At 68.6% G+C, this 18,322-nt stretch carries 18 protein-coding genes; 9 read left to right on the forward strand and 9 right to left on the reverse strand.

From position 1 onward, the window contains the following. Window positions 1-82: 82 nt before the first annotated feature. The 3 genes from ACFVKT_RS34065 to ACFVKT_RS34075 are packed head-to-tail and all read right to left on the reverse strand — an operon-like array spanning window position 83 to window position 4,199. Window positions 83-1,420 carry an acyltransferase family protein gene (locus ACFVKT_RS34065; protein ID WP_385738796.1) on the reverse strand — a complete coding sequence of 446 codons (1,338 nt, stop codon included), beginning with the start codon at window positions 1,418-1,420 and terminating at the stop codon, window positions 83-85. Beyond that, window positions 1,421-3,739: a bifunctional polysaccharide deacetylase/glycosyltransferase family 2 protein gene (locus ACFVKT_RS34070; RefSeq protein WP_385738798.1), complete on the reverse strand. Its 2,319-nt coding sequence runs from the start codon at window positions 3,737-3,739 to the stop codon at window positions 1,421-1,423. Between the two features lie 19 nt (window positions 3,740-3,758). Beyond that, window positions 3,759-4,199, reverse strand: coding sequence for a hypothetical protein (locus ACFVKT_RS34075; protein ID WP_385738800.1), 441 nt, complete (start codon window positions 4,197-4,199; stop codon window positions 3,759-3,761). A 307-nt stretch (window positions 4,200-4,506) separates the two neighbouring features. On the opposite strand from ACFVKT_RS34075, the gene ACFVKT_RS34080 reads away from it, so the two are divergent. After that, window positions 4,507-5,532: a chitinase gene (locus tag ACFVKT_RS34080; RefSeq protein ID WP_385738802.1), complete on the forward strand. Its 1,026-nt coding sequence runs from the start codon at window positions 4,507-4,509 to the stop codon at window positions 5,530-5,532. 9 nt (window positions 5,533-5,541) lie between these two features. Here ACFVKT_RS34080 and ACFVKT_RS34085 read toward each other — a convergent pair whose 3' ends face one another. From ACFVKT_RS34085 to ACFVKT_RS34100, 4 genes are all read right to left on the reverse strand, one after another. Further along, window positions 5,542-5,991, reverse strand: a complete 450-nt coding sequence (locus ACFVKT_RS34085) for a hypothetical protein (protein WP_385738803.1) — start codon at window positions 5,989-5,991, stop codon at window positions 5,542-5,544. A gap of 21 nt (window positions 5,992-6,012) precedes the next feature. Then, window positions 6,013-7,212 (reverse strand): cyclic dehypoxanthinyl futalosine synthase, encoded by a 1,200-nt coding sequence (gene mqnC / locus ACFVKT_RS34090; RefSeq protein WP_385738805.1) that lies wholly within the window; start codon window positions 7,210-7,212, stop codon window positions 6,013-6,015. A 275-nt stretch (window positions 7,213-7,487) separates the two neighbouring features. Continuing rightward, complete coding sequence (locus tag ACFVKT_RS34095) at window positions 7,488-8,381, reverse strand: prepilin peptidase (protein WP_385738807.1); 894 nt, start codon at window positions 8,379-8,381, stop codon at window positions 7,488-7,490. Continuing rightward, complete coding sequence (locus ACFVKT_RS34100; RefSeq protein WP_385738809.1) at window positions 8,378-11,350, reverse strand: BTAD domain-containing putative transcriptional regulator; 2,973 nt, start codon at window positions 11,348-11,350, stop codon at window positions 8,378-8,380. The genes ACFVKT_RS34095 and ACFVKT_RS34100 overlap by 4 nt, the downstream gene beginning before the upstream one ends. 363 nt (window positions 11,351-11,713) lie before the next feature. Here ACFVKT_RS34100 and ACFVKT_RS34105 point away from each other — a divergent pair, with 363 nt between their 5' ends. From ACFVKT_RS34105 to ACFVKT_RS34120, 4 genes are all read left to right on the forward strand, one after another. Beyond that, window positions 11,714-12,370 carry a hypothetical protein gene (locus ACFVKT_RS34105; protein WP_385738811.1) on the forward strand — a complete coding sequence of 219 codons (657 nt, stop codon included), beginning with the start codon at window positions 11,714-11,716 and terminating at the stop codon, window positions 12,368-12,370. Between the two features lie 95 nt (window positions 12,371-12,465). Continuing rightward, window positions 12,466-13,131: a hypothetical protein gene (locus ACFVKT_RS34110; protein ID WP_385738813.1), complete on the forward strand. Its 666-nt coding sequence runs from the start codon at window positions 12,466-12,468 to the stop codon at window positions 13,129-13,131. A gap of 338 nt (window positions 13,132-13,469) precedes the next feature. Then, the gene (locus ACFVKT_RS34115) at window positions 13,470-14,117 is read left to right on the forward strand and encodes a hypothetical protein (protein WP_385738814.1); all 648 of its coding nucleotides are present in this window, start codon (window positions 13,470-13,472) and stop codon (window positions 14,115-14,117) included. A gap of 2 nt (window positions 14,118-14,119) precedes the next feature. Continuing rightward, entirely contained in the window at window positions 14,120-15,184 is a 1,065-nt protein-coding gene (locus ACFVKT_RS34120; protein WP_385738816.1) for a hypothetical protein, read from the forward strand. Window positions 15,185-15,198: 14 nt separating this feature from the next. Here the strand turns inward: ACFVKT_RS34120 and ACFVKT_RS34125 are convergent, their stop codons facing one another. Then, window positions 15,199-15,606 carry an ATP-binding protein gene (locus ACFVKT_RS34125; protein ID WP_385738818.1) on the reverse strand — a complete coding sequence of 136 codons (408 nt, stop codon included), beginning with the start codon at window positions 15,604-15,606 and terminating at the stop codon, window positions 15,199-15,201. A 238-nt stretch (window positions 15,607-15,844) separates the two neighbouring features. Between ACFVKT_RS34125 and ACFVKT_RS34130 the strand changes: the two genes are divergently transcribed. From ACFVKT_RS34130 to ACFVKT_RS34145, 4 genes are all read left to right on the forward strand, one after another. Next, window positions 15,845-16,696 carry a helix-turn-helix domain-containing protein gene (locus ACFVKT_RS34130; protein WP_385738820.1) on the forward strand — a complete coding sequence of 284 codons (852 nt, stop codon included), beginning with the start codon at window positions 15,845-15,847 and terminating at the stop codon, window positions 16,694-16,696. A gap of 8 nt (window positions 16,697-16,704) precedes the next feature. Continuing rightward, window positions 16,705-16,908: a DUF397 domain-containing protein gene (locus ACFVKT_RS34135; RefSeq protein WP_385738822.1), complete on the forward strand. Its 204-nt coding sequence runs from the start codon at window positions 16,705-16,707 to the stop codon at window positions 16,906-16,908. Between the two features lie 132 nt (window positions 16,909-17,040). Continuing rightward, window positions 17,041-17,214 carry a hypothetical protein gene (locus tag ACFVKT_RS34140; protein ID WP_385738824.1) on the forward strand — a complete coding sequence of 58 codons (174 nt, stop codon included), beginning with the start codon at window positions 17,041-17,043 and terminating at the stop codon, window positions 17,212-17,214. A gap of 79 nt (window positions 17,215-17,293) precedes the next feature. Further along, entirely contained in the window at window positions 17,294-17,632 is a 339-nt protein-coding gene (locus ACFVKT_RS34145) for a hypothetical protein (RefSeq protein ID WP_385738826.1), read from the forward strand. Window positions 17,633-17,647: 15 nt separating this feature from the next. On the opposite strand, the gene ACFVKT_RS34150 is transcribed toward ACFVKT_RS34145, so the two are convergent. After that, window positions 17,648-18,322 (reverse strand): hypothetical protein, encoded by a 675-nt coding sequence (locus ACFVKT_RS34150; RefSeq protein WP_385738828.1) that lies wholly within the window; start codon window positions 18,320-18,322, stop codon window positions 17,648-17,650.

The following is an 18,322-nucleotide window of genomic DNA, read 5'->3' on the forward strand; positions in this document are numbered from 1 at the left end:
GCTCCCATTGTGGCAGTACGGACCGGGCGACTCTCCAGCGCCCGGCCCGTACGCCGGTCTCCATAAAAAGGGCCTTACCGCCCTACGGCAGCAGTTTCGGCTTCTTCTTCGCCGCGACGTCCTCGACCCAGCCGAAGAGCGGGATCGCGATCCAGATCAGCACCCAGCCGATGCCGAACATGAACCACTGGCTCTCCAGCGGCAGCCATTTCTCGAACGCGGGAACCTTCCAGAACTGGTCGATCAGTGGAACCGCCAGTACCAGTGCGATCTCGTGCCAGAGATAGATCGTCACGGCCCGCCCATTGAAGATCGTCACGATCCGATCGAGCCGTTTGAAGCGGGCCAGCCACGCGAAGTCGACGTCGTAGTGCGCCTTGAAGTACATCAGGAGCGTCACGAAACCGGCCGACCAGAAGGCCTGCGCGAGCGGGATCTCGTCCAGGTCGTAGGTGCCGAACTCCCCTTGGTGGGCGAAGGCGTACCAGCCGCCGTACGCCAGCGCGGCCAGCGACACCAGGACCACCGGTGGAGGTCTCAGCCGCTGGAGCACGCCCTCGCGGTGCGCGAAGCCGAGGAGCCAGCAGAACAGATAGGTGGCGAGGTCCGTGATCGCGCTGCCGAAGCGGTTCCACGGCGGCGTCCACCCGTACTGGAACACCACGATCGGGACGAGGGAGAGCAGCAGGACCGGGATCGGTGCCTTCCGGAAGATCCACAGGAGCAGCGGCGACAGCAGTACGAACCAGAGGTATGTCCGCAGGTACCAGAGGATCTCCCAGGCCTGGACGCCCCAGTGGTTGCCCGGCGGGTCACCGAGCGGCACGATCCAGAAGACGATCTGCCAGCCCGGCATCCAGTCGTGGATGAGCATCGCCACCACGACGAAGAACCCCCAGAACCAGAAGGGTGGCAGCAGCCGCCGCATCCGGCTCCTGACCACCTTGAACGCGGGGCGTTCCAGGGACTTGGCCATCAGGGTGCCGGCGAGCGCGAACATCACGCCCATCGACGGGAAGACCAGGCCCGCCCACGCCCAGCCGAAGGTGTGGTAGGTCACCACCCGGACGAGGGCGACGGCACGCAACGCGTCGAAGTAGCGGTCGCGGCCGCCGGCCTTGGGCTCGGGCGGGGACTCCGGCTCGGGCTCCGACTCCCGCTCCGGCGCCAACTCCGGCTCCCGCTCCGGCTCTTCCAGTACGGGGGCCGGCGGGGCGGCGGTCGAGACGCCTTCGGGCTCCTCGGGAACGTACGGCCAGGGCTGCTCGTACGGCGCGGGCTGCCCGTACGGCTGCTGTACGTACCCCTGTGCCGCCTGGTCGTACTGCTGCGGATACCCCTGCGCATACGGCTGAGGCTGCTCCCCGTACCCGTAGCCGTACTCCTGTTGCTGCCCCGGCTGCTCCGGCCCCCAGCTCACCTAGCTCACCCCCGCCGGGGTACCGACCTCGCCCGTGCGCTTGAGCTTCTGCCAGCGGAGTCGTCCGCCGGTGAGGGCCGTGACGCTGGAGTGGATCAGGACCAGGTACATCATCTGGCGGTAGGCGAGTTGCTGGAGCGGCATCATCGCGAGGTAGCGGTACTTCTCCTTGTCGAGGCGGAAGGCGTAGGCCGCGCAGAAGAGTTGGATACCGAGGACGGCCAGCCAGGCGAGCAGCGCCGCCTTGAAGTCCACGAAGATCATCGAGTAGACGGTGAACACGTCGATGAGCGGCGCGAAGATCGGCGTGAAGATCTGGAAGATCACGACGAGCGGCATGCCGACGCGGCCGAAGCGGCCCGAAGGCCCCCTGTCTATAAGGGACTTACGGTGCTTCCACAGCGCCTGCATGGTGCCGTACGACCAGCGGTAGCGCTGCGACCAGAGCTGTTTGAAGGAGCCCGGCGCCTCCGTCCAGGCGATGGCGTGCTCCTGGTAGACGACCCGCCAGCCGCCGCGGTGCATGGCGATGGTGATGTCGGTGTCCTCGGCGAGCGTGTCCTCGCTCATGCCGCCGACCTCGAGCACGGCGTCCCGGCGGAACGCGCCGATCGCGCCCGGGATGGTGGGCATGCAGCGCAGCAGGTCGTACATGCGGCGGTCGAGATTGAAGCCCATCACGTACTCGATGTGCTGCCAGGCGCCGATGAGGGTGTTGCGGTTGCCGACCTTGGCGTTGCCCGCGACCGCGCCGATCTCCGGGCGCGCGAAGGGCTGCACGAGCTGGTGCACGGCGTCCGGCTCGAAGACGGTGTCGCCGTCCATCATCACGACGATGTCGTAACTCGCGTTGCGCACACCGTTGTTGAGCGCGGCGGGCTTGCCCGCGTTCTCCTGGCGGATGACGCGGACGTTCGGCATGCCGAGCGACTCCGCGATCTCCTTCGTGCCGTCCGTGGAGCCGTCGTCGACGACGATGATCTCGATCGGATGGGTACTCTCCGCCAGCGAGCGGAGGGTGTTGGCGATGCACTCCTTCTCGTTGTACGCGGGCACGATCACGGTCACCGGCCTGGTGACCGTCGGCCCCCAGCTGAACTCGCCGCGCTTGCCGCGTTTCCTGTTGCGCTGTCTGTGGTGCCGGCGGGCGAGGACCAGCATCATCCCGAACCTGCCCATGACGGCGAAGCCGACGACGGCCAGGAACCAGGCGAGTACCGGTACGACCCACTCGGCGACCGCGACCGCCGCGACGAGCGCCTTGCCCTCGTAGAGGGTGGCGCCGGTGGCCCTGGTCTGGGCTGCCTGCTCGGTGTTCCGGCCGGCGGTTCCCTGCGCCGCCGGTGGCAGCTGACCGGACTGGGCGGCCTGACCGGACGGGGCTGCCTGACCGGGCTGTTGAGCGACCCCGACTGCTGCCGCGTCGCCCGAGTCCTCACTGCGCAGCTTGGCCTCGGCGCCGCTGACCGTGGTGAAGGAGTAGCCCTTCGCCTTCATGTCCTTGATGTACGTGCCGAGCGCCTTGACCGTCTGCGCGCGGTCACCGCCCGCGTCGTGCATGAGGACGACGGCGCCCTTGCCATCCTTGGGCGTGGCCCCCTTGATGATCTCCGAGACACCCGGCTGCTTCCAGTCGTCGCTGTCGTCGTCGACGAAGACGGTGGTGTAGTCCAGGGCGCCGACCTCCTGGTAGACGGGCCAGCTGTAGTTGTCGACGGCGTCGATCTCGGCGGAGTACGGGGCACGGAACAGCGTCGTCTGGATCCCCGCGGCACCCGCCAGTGCGAGCTGCGTCTGTTTCAACTCGCGCTGGAGCCGCGCCGTGCTCTGGTAGGAGAGGTCGACGTGCGTGAAGGTGTGGATGCCCACCTCGTTGCCCTGGGTCACCAGGTCCTTCACGATGCCCGGATTGCGCGAGACCGCCGAACCGACCATGAAGAACGTGGCACGTACGTCGTTCTCCTCAAGGATCTTGAGGATCTGGGGAGTCCAGGTCGGGTTGGGGCCGTCGTCGAAGGTGAGCACGATGGTCTTGTCGGGCACGGACTGCGTCTTCTCCGCGCCGTTGTCGAACGTCAGGATGGGGCCGCCGTCAAGGACCTTCTGGGGAACCTTGTCGTAGGCCGCGCCGTCGCGGATGCGCGAGTCGTTGCCGATCTCCGAGCGCAGATAGCCGTCCAGGAGCATCACGCTGGAGAGGGCCACCAGGAGCAGCACGGCAAGGATCACACGCGGTTTCTGCAGTGCCGCGGCCCTGCCGGCTGCCCGCTCCATCCTGGAGGGGGCCCGCCGGCGGCCGCGCGAGGTCGTCGTCGTCATAAGTGTCGCTGCGCTCCGGTCAGTTGGCGCCGGTGGAGGCGGACGCGGAGGGGGACGCGGAGGAAGACGGGGCTTCCCCGGTGGGTACGTCGGTGGGTACGCCGGAGGGTGTCGCGTCCGCGGGCTGCGCGGGCGGGGTCCCGGTGCGGGCCAAGCCGCCCGGCAGCAGTCCGTGACCCCCGGCTCCGGGTGCGCCTCCTGCCTGGCCGCCCCTGAAGGGAATGAGTGCGGAAGGCGTCACCGAGATGCCCCAGCCCATGAAGGCCATGCCGAGCACGACCGCGTAACCGAGGCAGACGACACCGACGAGGGTGCCGACCCGGCGCAGCAGACGTGATCTGCGCCCGGAGTTGTCAACGAACACGGGGCCGTCGGCGGGACCGTCCGCGGACCCGTCGCCACGTTTCCTGCGGCGGCCCGGCGCAGTGGTTCGGTTTTCGATGGCGGACTCGGATTGCATTCCCCAGACATTAGGTGGGGTTTATGTGTCAAAAACTCTGTTTCTCATGTGAGGCGCCAATGAGAAGCGTCTCATCCTGTCTTTTCCCTAAGAGAATCCACCGGCATCCTCCCAGCTCAGGAAGGTCCTATATAGACCTTATGCGCCATTTTCACGACCGACTTATCCGATTCGCGAGCACTTTCCCGTGAGTCGCCTGTACCCTTCCTGTATTCAGGATTCACGGTCGGATGTGACACCTTTCCATTGCGGAAACACACTTTGTTTCCATCCTGAGACAGAAATCACGAGAGCGGGTGCATGCGCGATGAGGAGTTTCCTGAAGCCGGCCGCCGGGCTCGTCTGCCTGGTGGCTCTGGCCTGTGGGGGGTGCTCCTCGGGCGGCAACGACGGTTCGGGCGCGGCGACTTCGGAGCCCTCAGGGGCCGCGTCGTCCCCCTCACAGAGCGAGTCGTCGTCCACCTCGTACGCCCCGTATGTGAGCGCCACGGACGCCTCCGACACGGACTCCACCGGGTCCCCGACGACGTACAACCTGGCTTTCGTGATCTCGGACGGCAGCGACTGCACGCCGACGTGGAACGGCACGGACGCGATCGACGACTCGGCCGTGACGTCCCGGATCTCCGCGCTCACGGAGTCCGGCGCGGATGTGCGCGTCTCCTTCGGCGGAGCGTCCGGCAAGGAGCTCGCCGAGACCTGCGACAGCGCGTCGGCGCTCGCGTCGGCCTACGGCTCCGCGCTCGACGCCGCCGGTTCGAGCCAGGCGGACTTCGACATCGAGGGTGACGCGCTGGCCGACTCCGCCTCGGTCGCCCTGCGCTCCGAGGCGATCGCGCTGCTCCAGAAAGAGCGCCCCGACCTCCAGGTCTCCTTCACCCTGCCCGTGATGCCCTCCGGCCTCGACGCCGACAGCCTGGCGCTCCTGGAGTCCGCCAACGACAACTCCGTGGCGGTCTCCACCGTCAACATCATGACCATGAACTACGGCAGTTCGTACGACGGTGACATGGGCGACTACGCGATCACCTCCGCCAAGGCCGCCCACACGCAGCTGGAGGACGTCTTCGGCCTCTCCTCCGAGAACGCCTGGCACGGCCTCGCCCTCACCTCGATGATCGGCGTCAACGACGTCGCCAACGAGACGTTCACACTGTCCGACGCGGCCCAGGTCAAGACGTTCGCCGACGAACAGGGGATCGCCTGGGTCTCGCTCTGGTCCACCTTCCGCGACCAGCAGTGCGAGGACGGCTCGTCGAACGACGACGCGGCCACGGACTGCAGTGGGGTCGAGCAGAGTGCGGGGGCGTTCGCGGAGGCGCTCGCCGGATGACCGGGTGACTTAACGGCGCCGGTGCACCAGGCGCCCCGCGCACACGGTGGCGATGCAGGTGCTGCCGTCGGCGTCGAAGACCGCGAGGTCGGCACGTCCGTTGTCGGCGATCGCGGTCTTCTTCATGTGCGGGAGTACGGCGATGTCGTTGCGGGAGGCGGCGGTGCGCAGGTCGGGCGTGCCGGCGTACTGCGCCAGTACGGCGGTGGCGCCCGACTTCAGTACGGCGTGCAGGCGTTCGCGCGGTGACGGCGCCTCGGGCAGCGGCCCCTCGTGAACGAGGGCGGGCCCGATGACCCCGGGCCACTGCCGCACCCGCGCCCCCGGAAACCGCTCGCGCAGCTCGTCGAGCGTGCCGACGCCGGCGATCCGGTCACCGTCGACGGCGACCCCGGCATCCTTGAGCGGCTCACCGTCCCAGGCGCGCCGCACCTCGTCGGCGGCGTGAATCGTCAGCACGGCTGAGTCGGTTCTCAGTTGTCAGTTGGACGCGAGCAGCTTCAACTCGGGGTGTGCCGTGCCGCCCTCGATCGCGGTGGACGAGATGTGCGAGGCGACGCGCTCGTCGACGGGGTCGTTCGCCGGGTCGTCGTGGACGACGATGTGCTCGTACGTCGTGGTCCGCTGGGCGGGCACACGGCCGGCCTTGCGGATCAGGTCGATGATCTCCATGCGGTTGGAGCGGTGCTTGGCACCGGCGGAGGAGACGACGTTCTCCTCCAGCATGATCGAACCGAGGTCGTCCGCGCCGTAGTGCAGCGACAGCTGGCCGACCTCCTTGCCGGTGGTGAGCCAGGAGCCCTGGATGTGGGCGATGTTGTCCATGAACAGCCGCGCGACCGCGATGATCCGCAGGTACTCGAAGAGCGTGGCCTGCGTCTGGCCCTTCAGGTGGTTGTTCTCGGGCTGGTAGGTGTACGGGATGAAGGCGCGGAAGCCGCCCGTCCGGTCCTGTACGTCGCGGATCATCCGCAGGTGCTCGATGCGCTCGGCGTTGGTCTCGCCGGTCCCCATGAGCATCGTGGACGTCGACTCGACACCAAGACCGTGCGCGATCTCCATGATCTCCAGCCAGCGCTCGCCGCTCTCCTTCAGCGGGGCGATGGCCTTGCGCGGCCGCGCGGGCAGCAGCTCCGCGCCGGCGCCCGCGAAGGAGTCGAGGCCCGCGGCGTGGATCCGCGCGATGGCCTCCTCCGCCGACACCTTGGAGATACGGGCCATGTGCTCGACCTCGGACGCGCCGAGGGAGTGGATGACCAGCTGCGGGTACGCGGCCTTGATCGCGGCGAAGTGCTTCTCGTAGTACTCGACGCCGAAGTCCGGGTGGTGCCCGCCCTGGAACATGATCTGCGTGCCGCCGAGCTCGACGGTCTCCGCGCAGCGGCGCAGGATGTCCTCGAGGTCACGCGTCCAGCCCTTGGCGGCGTCCTTGGGCGGCGCGTAGAAGGCGCAGAACTTGCACGCCGTGACGCACACGTTCGTGTAGTTGATGTTGCGCTCGATGATGTACGTGGCGATGTGCTCGGTGCCCGCGTACCGCTGCTTGCGTACGGCGTCGGCGGCGGCGCCGAGCGCGTGCAGCGGGGCGTCGCGGTAGAGGTCGAGCGCCTCTTCCGGGGTGATCCTCCCACCCTCGGCGGCACGGTCGAGGACGGACTGAAGGTCGGCCTTCTCGGTCACCGGGAGTGTCCCTTTCATCAGGGTGTGGACGGACCCGGCCAGCCTACGCCAGCCATGTGACAGGCCCGACGTCAGGCCGCCTACACCCCCGAGCAAGCCCCCGACGTCAGGCCGCGTACGCCCCCGAGCAAGCCCCCGACCTCAGGCCGCGTACGCCCCGAGCAAGCCTCCGACGTCAGGCCGCGTACGCCCCGATCAGGACCACGACCTCAGGCCGCGTACGCCCAGCAAGCCCCCGACCTCAGGCCGCGTACGCCCCGAGCAGGCCTCCGACGTCAGGCCGCGTACGCCCCGATCAGAAGCCCGGCGTACGCCCCCGCGATCAGGAACGGTCCGAACGGGATCGACGTCTTGCGCCCCGCGCGCCGGGCGATCACCAGCCCGGCTCCGTACAGCGCGCCGAGCAGGAACCCGGCGAAGGTCCCCAGGAACACCGTGCTCCACCCGTACCAGCCGAGCACCGCGCCGAGTCCGAGCGCGAGCTTCACATCGCCGAACCCCATGCCGTTCGGGTTGATGAGGAAGAGCACGAAGTACGCGCCGCCGAGCGCGAGCGCCCCGAACAGCGCGGTCAGCCAGTCCCCCGCGTGCTCGGGAACGGCCGCGGCGACCGCCAGCAGCGCCAGGGCCGCCGCCGCGAGCGGCAGGGTCAGGGCGTCGGGCAGCCGCTGCACCTTGAAGTCCACCACCGCGAGCAGCACGCCGAGCGGCGCGAGCAGCAGCCAGACGCCGAGTTCGGGGCGGGTGCCGGTGGCGAGCGCGAGCGCCGCGCAGAGGAGGGCGGTGACCAGGGAGACGAGGGGGGTGCTGGGGCCGTACGACGGACGGCGAGCGGGTCCGTACGGCGGCACGCTCGTGGGTCCGTACGGCGGCACGCTCGTGGGTCCGTACGCCGGCCCGCCTTCGGAGTCTGCAAGTCCCGTGTCTCCGGGCGCCTCCCCCGCGGGGCCGGCGCCGGTGCTGCCGGGCGCCTCCCCCGCCGTACAGGCACCGCACCTCGCGAAGCCGAGCCAGCCCTTCGCGGGGCCCGTGATGGGGTGCCCGGCCGGGCAGCGGTCGCGCCACGACTCGTCGGGTTCGACCGCGAGCCGGTACGCGACGCGGGGCAACAGCAGCCCCGCCGCCGCACCCCACACCACGGCGACGGCGATCAGCGCCAGTTCACTCATCCCACGGCTGCCACGCCACTGCGCCACATCGGCAGCAGCTCGTCGAGGAGCGCCTCCGTACGCGGCGGCACCCCGCGGGCGCCGCTGCGGGAGACGAGGTCGGCGGCGAGGCGCTTGAGGCGGTCGCTGTCACCCGTCGCATGGGTCGCGCGCAGCAGTTCGTTCCAGAGGCGTTCGTCCGAAGGAGCCGAGTTCAGGGAGGCGTTGAGGGCCTCGATGGCCTTCTCGGCGCGCCCCTTCTCCAGGTGGAACTCGGCGAGCGCGAGCCCGATGTCCGCGACGAGCAGCGGGAGTTGGGCGTCGATGATCTCGTGGGTGAGCCAGCCGTACCGGCCCTGCGGGCGGTCGGCGAGCAGCGGGCCGCGTACGAGTACGAGCGCGTCCGTGAGCAACCGCCCGCGCACCGCACGGCTGTTGACGCCCTGCCCCTGGGTCGCCTCGTGGTAGAGCGAGCGCAGCACGTCCAGATCGGAGACGACCGATTTGGCGAGCGTGAGGCGCCCGCTCGCGTCGGTGCCGAGCCGCGGCGTGCCGTCCGGGTCGGTGCCCAGCCAGCTCCGCAGCCGCTCGACGAGCGCGTCGCGTACGTCGTCGGTGACCCCGCGCGGCCACAGCGCGGAGGACAGCACCCGCGGGTGCACCCCCTCGCGGTGCAGCAGCAGCAGCGCGAGCGCCTCGTGCATCAGCGGGCTGCGCTCACCGTCGGGTGTCTCCAGACCGATGATCTCGTACGGGCCCACGAGCCGTGCGTACACGGCCGGCCGCCCCTGCTCGCTGATGTCGACGAGGAACGGCGGCGTGGCGGCGTTGGTGCTCTCCCGCTCCGGGTCCGCCTCGACGAACAGCTCGACGACCGCCTGCTGCAAGGCCAACGGCAGTGACTGCGCGTCGAGTTCGAGCCCGAGCAGCGGGGCGAGCAGCTTGCCCCCGGCGGTGATCTCCATCTCCCAGGCGGCGCCCGGCAGATCGCCGCTCTCGGTGCCGACGAGGTATCCGATGCCCAACCGGCTGGCATCGGCGGCGAGTTCGGCGAGCCTGACCGCGTCCTCGCCCTGCGGTTCGGCCGCGAGCAGCACCAGGTGCGGGGCCCAACGGGTGTGCTGGGCAGGGCCCGTACGCCCGGTGAGGACCGAGTCGTGACCGGCGGCGCCCAGTGCGCCGCGCCGCTGCCGGGTCTCCGCCTCCATGGTCTCAAGCAGCGCCTCGATGTCGTCGAGGTGGCGCAGCCGGTTGGGCGCGAGCGGAGTGAGGTCCTGCCCGAAACCGACGAGCGTGATCGTCATGCGGTCGGACCAGCCGTTGGTGGCCAACTCGGCGGCCACGGAGGCGAAGACACCGGCGCGGTCGCTCGCGCTGCCGCTGAGGGAGACGATCCCGGGGACCGACTCGAGGTTGAGGAGCAGTCGCGAGTCGTCCATGGTCCCGAGGCTGACGAGCCCGGGGTACGGAGCGGCGGTGTCGACATCCTCGTACCGCTCCGCGTCCGTCCGCGCGAGCATCCAGAACGTCTGGTCCTGCCCGAGCTGCCACGGCGCGGGCGGCTTCCCGGCCGGCTGGGCGAGCTGGAGGTGCAGATCGCCGTTGCCGCTGAGCCAGGCCGCGTAGACGGTCGGCAGCGCCCGCGACTCGGCGGCGAGCGCCGCGGCGAGCCCGCGCAACGACAGATCGAGCAGGCGTACGCCTTCGGGGTCGGCGCCCACGAGCAGCGCGTCCTGCGCGTCCGCGGCGGAGCCTGTCGGGGTCGGCGGCTCCATCCCGCGCCGCCCGCCGACGGCGCCGAGCGCGGACTGCCAGAGCGCCTGGCGGCGCCGGCGCCCGAGCGCGCCGAGCAGCCCGGCGGCGAGCAGCGGCGCACCGACGAGGGCCTCGGGCAGCCCGAAGGAGAAGCCGCTGTCGTCGGCGGAAGCCGCCTGCGCGGGTTGCGCCTGCTGCTGCTCGCTGTCGGGCCGCTGCTGGGGCACGTGGATGTGCGCGGTGTCGCGATCACCGGAGCCCGCGCCCTGTTGCTGACCACCGGTGGCCGGCCGCTGCTCCCCCGCCCCTGTCTTGGCGTAGTCCTGGATCTGCCGCTGGGCCGGCTCCGAGGCCTTGGGCGCCTCGTCGGGCATCTCGACGAGGTCGCCGCCGCGGGCGTCGGCGGGCATCTCCAGGATCCAGCCGGGCCGGATGAGACTCGCCTCCGACAGCTTGGAACCATCGGGCTGCGTGCGGTCCTTGTTGAGCTCGTAGATCTCCTTGTACCGGCGACCGTCGCCCAGGTGCCGCTCGGCGACCTCCCACATCGAGTCGTGGTGACGGCCCTCGGGCGGCTGGATCCGGTAGTACTTGGTGTCGCCCCCCGTCGCCGTACTGCTCGAACTCTCCGCGTGCGACGCGGCGTTGGCGGCCTGCTCGGCGATGGCGGCGGCCGCGTTCGAGGCGGCCTGTTCCTGCTGCTGCCCGAACAGCCCGCCCGGCGTCTGCTGAGCGACGGCGACGCTCCCCCGCTGGTTCCCCTCCATGCCCTGCCCGAACTGCGAGAGCCCCGGCGTGAAGCTGGCCGCGGTGGCGCCCACCAGCAGCAGCGCGGCGACGAGCTGGCGCGCGAGCAACTGGCTGGGCCCGGCGCCCGGTACGCGGTTCGGCATCCCCACGCCCGACAGCGCGGCCTTCACCTCGACGAGCACGCAGGCGGTGAACTGGGCCCATGCGAACCAGACGAGGACGGTCAGCACGTTGATGAACGTGCTGACGGTGATCTCCTGCTGCAGCCAGTCCAGCGACGGCGCCCCGCTCGGCAGCGGCCACCCGATCTGCGTCGCCAGCGCGCCGGGCACCCCGACCAGCAGCACGACCAGAGCGAGGAACGCCCCGAACGCCTTCACGATGTCCCCGAACGTCCGGCGACGCCGGGGCAGGGGCTGCGGCGTCCGATTCCTCGGACCCGGCGGGCTTCCCGTGGAGCTTGAAGAAGTGGTGCGTCGGGCCATGGCGGGTGTCCTGGGGTCGTGTGCGGAGGGGGTGGGATGAGGGGGGCGTACTGAGCCTACTGAGATCTTATGTACGGCGCGGAAACCCAACCAGGGGGCGGGGACCACCACCCGGCCCGATTCCTCACCTTCCGCCCACTAAGCCCGACTTGCCCACCGATTCGCGCCCGTCCCACCACCCACCCTGCACACCATTCGCAACCGTCACGCCACACTTCTCACGGCCCTCACACAATCCCCCACGACCGCCCTGATCCCCATCTACTCACCCTTGATAGCTTCGTTCTCTGTCGCACATCTCTGTCGCACATCTCTGTCGCACATCTCTGTCGCACACAGCCGAATCACTGGGGGAGCAGGCCCGTGGCCCGTCGCACCATGACCACCGCCGCCATCGCGTTCACCGCGAGCACCGCCCTGTCCCTGTTGCTCACCGCCTGCGGCGGAAGCGACGACTCGCCCTCGGACGACATCAAGGGGGCGGACACGGGTACGAACAGCCCGTCGGCTTCGGCGTCCGCTTCGGCCGCATCTGCCGTCAAGCGCCCCGATATCACTCTGCCGAGCGACTTCAAGCTGACGTTTGAGGACTGGAGCAGCAGCCACGCGGTCGAGCAGGCGGTTCTCGACGACGCCAAGGAACAACTCCGCGCAGGGTACGCGGCCATCATCGCGAAGCAGCCCGACGGCGGTCCGGCTCTGGCCTTCTACGACACCGAATCCAGCCTTGCCCAGGACCGGCAGTGGATCAAGACTTACTCGGACAAGGACCTCACGGTCTTCGGTGACCTGCCCGCCTTCGATCCCGAGGTCACCTTGGGATCGAACAAGACGAGCGCGTCGCTCAATTACTGCACCGACGAGAGCAAGGCGTATTCAAGGGACCGCGGGACCGGCAAGGTCGAGGGCAATCCCGCGGGTACAGACCCGGAGATCTTCTACGTGGTCTCCCTCGCCAAGAACGCGCAGGGCATCTGGCAGAACGTGTCGACCCGGTCGGAGAGGGGCGCCTGCCAGTGATGAAGAGAGCCTTCACGGATGGCCGTCTTTCACCATTGCCACACTGATCACGATCGTTCTGTCGCACACAGCCGCATCACTGGGAGAGCAGGCCCGTGGCCCGTCGTACCTTGACCACCGCCGCCATCGCGTTCACCGCAAGCACGGCCCTGTCCCTATTGCTCACCGCCTGCGGCGGAAGCGACGACTCGCCCTCGGACGACATCAAGGGGGCCGCCACGGGGACGAACAGCCCGTCGCCCTCGACCGCCGCCTCGGCGTCAGCGGCATCCGACGTCGAACGCCCCGAGATCACCCTGCCGAGCGACTTCAAGCTGACCTTCGAGAACTGGACCAGCAGCGACGCGGACGAGCAGGTCGTCCTCGACGACGCCAAGGAGGAACTCCGGGCGGGGTACGCGGCGATCATCGCCAACGAGCCCGACGGCGGTGAAGCCCTGGCGTTCTACGACACGACGAACGGTCTCTCGCAGAGCAAGAAGTGGATCAGGTCCTACACAGACAAGAACGTCACTGTCGTCGGCGAGCTGCCCGCCTTCGACCCTAAGGTCACCCTGGCCAGCGGCGGGGAGACGGCGGCCCTCAGCTACTGCACGGACGAGAGTAAGGCGTACACGAAGAACCGCGAGACCGGCAAGGAAGTGGGAAACCCCGCGGGCACGGACCCTGAGGTCGCTTACTCGGTCACGCTGCGAAGGAGCGATCAGGGCGTGTGGCAGAACGACTCCGTCGCCGCAAAGAGGGGCGGGTGCTCGACGTGAAGCCGTGATGCAAGGCGCTCGCGGTGATCGCGATGTCGATGGCCGCGACGCTCCCGGGCTCCGCTCCTGCCAATGCGTTCGGAGGATCTGACACCAGGGGCGAAGCACACGGCAAGGAGACCTCCGCGTCGGACCAGTCCCCGATCAAGGGTTCATGACATCTTCGACGCGGTGGCCGACACATTCCGTTTAGTTCGCAACCGTCACGCCACACTTCTCACGGCCCTCACACAATCCCCCACCACCGCCCTGATCCCCTCTACTCACCCTTGATAGCTTCGTTCTCTGTCGCACACCGCGTCTGTCGCACACAGCCGAATCACTGGGGGAGCAGGCCCGTGGCCCGTCGCACCATGACCACCGCCGCCATCGCGTTCACCGCGAGCACCGCCCTGTCCCTATTGCTCACCGCCTGCGGCGGAAGCGACGACTCGCCCTCGGACGACATCAAGGGCGCGGACACGGGGACGAACAGCCCATCACCCTCGGCCTCCGACTCGGCCGCGTCGGACGCGCACCGCCCGGACATCAAACTCCCCGAGACCTTCCAGGCGGACTTCGAAGGCTGGACGAACAGCGACCCCGCGCTCCAGACCGCCCTCAACGACGGCAAGGAGCGGCTCCGGGCCTCGTACGCCGCGATCATCGACGGCGATCCGGAGGCCGACTATCTCTCGTACTACAGCGGAACAGCGGCCATGAGTACCGGTTCCGCATGGGTCAAGGGCTACAAGGGCTTGACGATCACCGGTGAGGTCAAGGTCTACGACCCCGAGATCACCTACCTCGGGGACGCGAAGACGAGCGCCACGCTCTTCTACTGCGTTGACGAGAGCAAGGGTTACAGCAAGGACCTCAAGACCGGCGAGACCGCCGGCACCCCGGAGGGTGAGTCCCCGAAGGTCCAGTACCGGACGAGCCTCGGGAAGCAGTCGGACGGGGTCTGGAAGACCTTGACGGTCGAGACGGAACCGGGAGGGTGCTGACGATGGCCACGACCCGCAAGATCCTGGGAGCCATGGTCGCCCCTCTGATACTCGTCACCGCTCTGGCTCCGTCCCCGACTCTCGCCCTGGGCAAGCCCGGGCACGAAGGCCAGCCGAGCGGCGGCTCGGAAGACCAGAACCTGTACGCCTCCGCCAAGCACTCCCAGATCAAGATCACGTACGTGAAGGGCGGCGACGGCGGCAAGACGGGCAACCTCGGGACGGTCGACCCGAATTGGGAACCCCCGGCGTGCTGGTACGAGCCTGTCTTCACCCCCGACGGGCTCAAGAGGTTCGTGGACGAGACGGACGGTAGCGGAGACGTCGGAATCCACCAGTCCTGGTTCGGCAAGGAGCTGTGGACCGACCACTACCAGGACAGCAAACCCGAGCCGAACATGGACGACAGGATGACGTCCGCTCCGGGCTACGACAACTACAACATCGGCAAGGACGGCTACTTCTGGCGGAGCGTCGCCCCCGACGACAGCGACCCCAAGTCCTGGGACTGCGGCCTCATCATGTTCTGGCAGGACGCCGGCCAAATCCCGGCCGTCCCCCATGCCCCCACGGCCAAGACCCTCGCCGAGTACGCGTACAACAAGGTCAAGGTCCCCGACACCGAGATCGAACTGAAGCCCGAGACCAAGTCGACGGTGAACCTGCCCACCTGGGTCTGGCTCGACAAGGGCACGTTCCAGGAGGTCAAGGTCCGCGCCGAGTTGCCGAACACCGGCCTGTGGGCGGAGACGACGGCCAAGCCGATCGCCCTCCACCTGGAGCCGGGCACCGGCGACGCGACGACCTACCCCGCCTCTGGCGAGTGCAAGATCAACGACGACGGCTCCATCGGCACCCCATACACGAAGGGCGACGCCGACAAGACCCCGCCCTGCGGCCTCACTTACCTCCGCGCCACCGACGGCACCCCTTACGAACTGAAGGCTTCCGTCACCTGGCAGATCACCTGGGAGGGAGCGGGCGGCACCGGCGGCGACCTCCCCGACGGCACCTTCGAGACGACCCAGGACATGAACGTCCTGGAGATCCAGGCGGTCAACCGCTGAGCGCGAACCGCGCACTACGCGGCAACCAGGTCACACCACACGTACTTGCCGGTGTCGCCGCCCTGCCGCAGCGGATGCCAGCCCCAGTCATCGGCGCAGGCGCGGACGAGCGCGAGGCCGCGGCCTGCTTCCCCGTCGTGGGCGACCGCCAGATCGTACGGGGGCGGCACCGGACTGGCGTCCCACGCACCGATGCGGAGCACTCCGTTGCGATGGTGCAGGCGCAGGGCCGCAGGGCCCTTCGTATGCCGTACGGCATTGGAGACCAGCTCCGCCGCCAGCAACTCGGCGACGTCCGCGAGGCGGATCAGGCCGTGCATCGTGAGGACCAGCCGGACGGTACGGCGACACACGGTGACCGCACGGGCGTCGTGGGGGATGTGGAGTACGTACTCCCAGGGTTCGTTCTCGTTTTTCGGCATGGGTGAACTCCCGTTGCGGTGTGCGGAGTTGAGGGTGTGCGGCGGGGCGCGGGCGGTGGCAGTTTCACGGCCGTCACGGCATGACGGGGTGGTGCACTTCCGGGGTCCCAAGGTCCCGCTACGTGTGCGTCGCGTCACTGACGGTATGCCTTAAACTTGCGACCACGCAAGCCGTTCGCATAGCCTGACACCCGAACGGGGCTCCCCGGCAGGGGGGTTGGACCAGGAAGCTGGGCACATGGCAACAAGGCGACACCCCACCGCTCGACAGCTGCGCCTTGGCGCCGAGCTGCGCAAAATGCGGGACGCCGCGGGCCTGAAGGCCACCGAGGCGGCGGCCCTGCTGGGAGCGAATTCCGCCCAGATGAGCCAGATCGAGGCTGGCGTCGCAGGCGTGAGCGAGGAACGCGTACGCCGCCTCGCCTCGCACTACTCCTGCACCGACGATGAGTTGATCGACGCGCTGGTGGCCTGGGCAACGGACCGCACGCGGGGCTGGTGGGAAGAGTACCGGGGCCTGCTGCCCACGCCTTTCCTGGACCTGTCCGAGCTGGAGCACCATGCCACTTTTCGGTGGGATGTGGATTTCCTTCATATCCCGGGCCTCTTCCAGACGGAGGAGTACGCCCTCGGGGTCTTCTCACACAGGGTGCCCGAACTCCCCCAAAGTGAGCTCGCCTTGCGCATCGAGCACCGGATGAGACGGCGCACCATCATCGACGGCGCCCAACCCATTCCCTACAAGGCAGTGGTGCACGAAGCGGCGCTGCGCATCAGGGTCGGCGACCGCGCCGCATCCCGTGCGCAGCTCGACCGGGTCCTCGAACTCTCGGAAGCGGACCACGTGACCGTACGGGTCATCCCCTTCGACCTGGACCGATTCATCGATGCCGGAAGCGCGATGGTGTATGCGGGCGGCGCCGTCCCCAAGCTGGACACCGTCGTACGGGATGCACCGCACGGCTCGGCCTTCGTCGATTCCGAGGCTCAACTCAGCAGCTTTCGAACGCTCTTCCGTAGAGTGGAGGGTGTGTCACTCGAACCCGCACGGTCGCGTGACTTCATCCACAGGCTGACGAAAGAACTGTGAGGCGCACCATGACGAATCCGCACAACTGGCAGAAGTCGTCCTTCTCCGGTGGCGGCGACGGCAACTCCTGCCTCGAACTCGCCACCGGCCCCGCCTCGATCCACCTCCGCGAAAGCGACACCCCCACCACTCACCTGACCACCACCCCCACCCCCCTGGCCCACCTCCTCCAGGCCATACGCACCGGCACGGTCCCCACGCCTTGGGCGTAACAGCCCCTCGACGAAGCCCGGTTCGGCGTTCACAGGGGAAACACGTGTGACGTACTCCTTCCGATTGACCCTGATTCAGGGCACCTCGTCTTCCCCTTCCTCTACAGAGGCGAGGTCGACGGCACGCATGAGGTGTTCCTCATCCTCGACGAGGAAGCCAGCTCGGTTCGCCCATCGGACTCCAGCGGCAACCCCATCGAGGATCCGGGCGTGATCAACGGGTTCCCGCTGATGGCCGCCCATCTGCTGACACAGTGGAGGAGGCAGGGCCACCCGCCTCAAGAGATCCGTAAGTTCTTCGCGTGACACAGCCGGACTCGTCAGGGCGACACCCCGTACCCTCGTACGGCGCCGACCGACACGTTCCGACCTTGGGGGACCCGACATGGGTGACGGCAAGAGTGACCTCGCGCTCCCGCTGAGTGAGCTGGAGGACTACGGCAGCAGGCTGCGCTCCATCAAGACCCGGATGAACCGCACCAAGAAGCTCTTCGAGGCCTACAAGGAAGACCTCGGCGACAACACCGTCTACGACGCCCTGGACGACTTCGAGTCCGGCTGGGAGGACGGCCGCGAGGACATCACCCAGGCGCTCGACGCCCTCGCAGACATGTCCGACGCCGTCGTCCGCGAGTTCAAGAAACTCGACGACCAACTGGCCAAGGACGTCTCGGAGGGCGTGAAGCAAGGGGGCGAGGGGGGAGACAAGGGCGGCGGCGCGTAAGCCGTCCGGAACACTTCACATCCCCGGAGTTCCTGAGGCCGCCGGGTGCGGATCGGGAACGTGGACCCCTGCGCGACGGGCGCGGTCGAGGGCCTGCGGGCCGGCTCCGTGGGCTTCGGCCGACATGCTTTTGCCGTAGCTCGGGCGCTGGTGAATCACGTAGAGGCGCCGGGGGCCCGGCACCGCGATGACGGCGGCGAAGCGGGGGTCGCCGGCGAACCAGACCGTCTTGGCCTGCGCGGTCTTCTCTGTGCTGAAACCGCGCCCGAGGCGTCGCCTCCACCATGCGGACCGAATGTGCACACGCAGGACGACCGGCACCATCTCATCCGATCGCTCGGGGTGAGGAAAACTCAGCCAGACGTCACCCGCGGTCGTGTCGGAAATCGCGCCGATACCGCTCTCCGGGGCCTCGAACACCTGCCAGGCGTATTCCCTCAGGAGGCGCCGGGTGCGGAGGGCCCAGGTGATATAGGCGGGCTGGAGAAAGGTCCGGTAGAACGAGTAGAGCATCGGGATGAAGAAGAGCCACAGCGTCCAAGTGATCGACATGCTCACGTACGCCGCCAGGAGGCCCACCCACACGACCGGCCAGATGACCTGGCCCGCGATCGCGCAAGTGATGAGCTTCGTCCAGGCACGGCGCGTGGGCGGGTCGTCCCATGCTGTGGGGGTCTGCGTGGGGAGCAT

The sequence above is a fragment of the Streptomyces sp. NPDC127595 genome (assembly GCF_042671685.1).
Lineage (GTDB): Bacteria > Actinomycetota > Actinomycetes > Streptomycetales > Streptomycetaceae > Streptomyces.

Coding starts and splice junctions, on each gene's coding strand:
- ACFVKT_RS34125 (WP_385738818.1), bottom strand. CDS start 15,606: ATGCCGAAAAACGAGAACGAACCCTGGGAGTACGTACTCCACATCCCC.
- ACFVKT_RS34080 (WP_385738802.1), top strand. CDS start 4,507: ATGAGGAGTTTCCTGAAGCCGGCCGCCGGGCTCGTCTGCCTGGTGGCT.
- ACFVKT_RS34095 (WP_385738807.1), bottom strand. CDS start 8,381: ATGAGTGAACTGGCGCTGATCGCCGTCGCCGTGGTGTGGGGTGCGGCG.
- ACFVKT_RS34130 (WP_385738820.1), top strand. CDS start 15,845: ATGGCAACAAGGCGACACCCCACCGCTCGACAGCTGCGCCTTGGCGCC.
- ACFVKT_RS34150 (WP_385738828.1), bottom strand. CDS start 18,322: ATGCTCCCCACGCAGACCCCCACAGCATGGGACGACCCGCCCACGCGC.
- ACFVKT_RS34100 (WP_385738809.1), bottom strand. CDS start 11,350: ATGGCCCGACGCACCACTTCTTCAAGCTCCACGGGAAGCCCGCCGGGT.
- ACFVKT_RS34135 (WP_385738822.1), top strand. CDS start 16,705: ATGACGAATCCGCACAACTGGCAGAAGTCGTCCTTCTCCGGTGGCGGC.
- ACFVKT_RS34120 (WP_385738816.1), top strand. CDS start 14,120: ATGGCCACGACCCGCAAGATCCTGGGAGCCATGGTCGCCCCTCTGATA.
- ACFVKT_RS34075 (WP_385738800.1), bottom strand. CDS start 4,199: ATGCAATCCGAGTCCGCCATCGAAAACCGAACCACTGCGCCGGGCCGC.
- ACFVKT_RS34070 (WP_385738798.1), bottom strand. CDS start 3,739: ATGACGACGACGACCTCGCGCGGCCGCCGGCGGGCCCCCTCCAGGATG.
- ACFVKT_RS34145 (WP_385738826.1), top strand. CDS start 17,294: ATGGGTGACGGCAAGAGTGACCTCGCGCTCCCGCTGAGTGAGCTGGAG.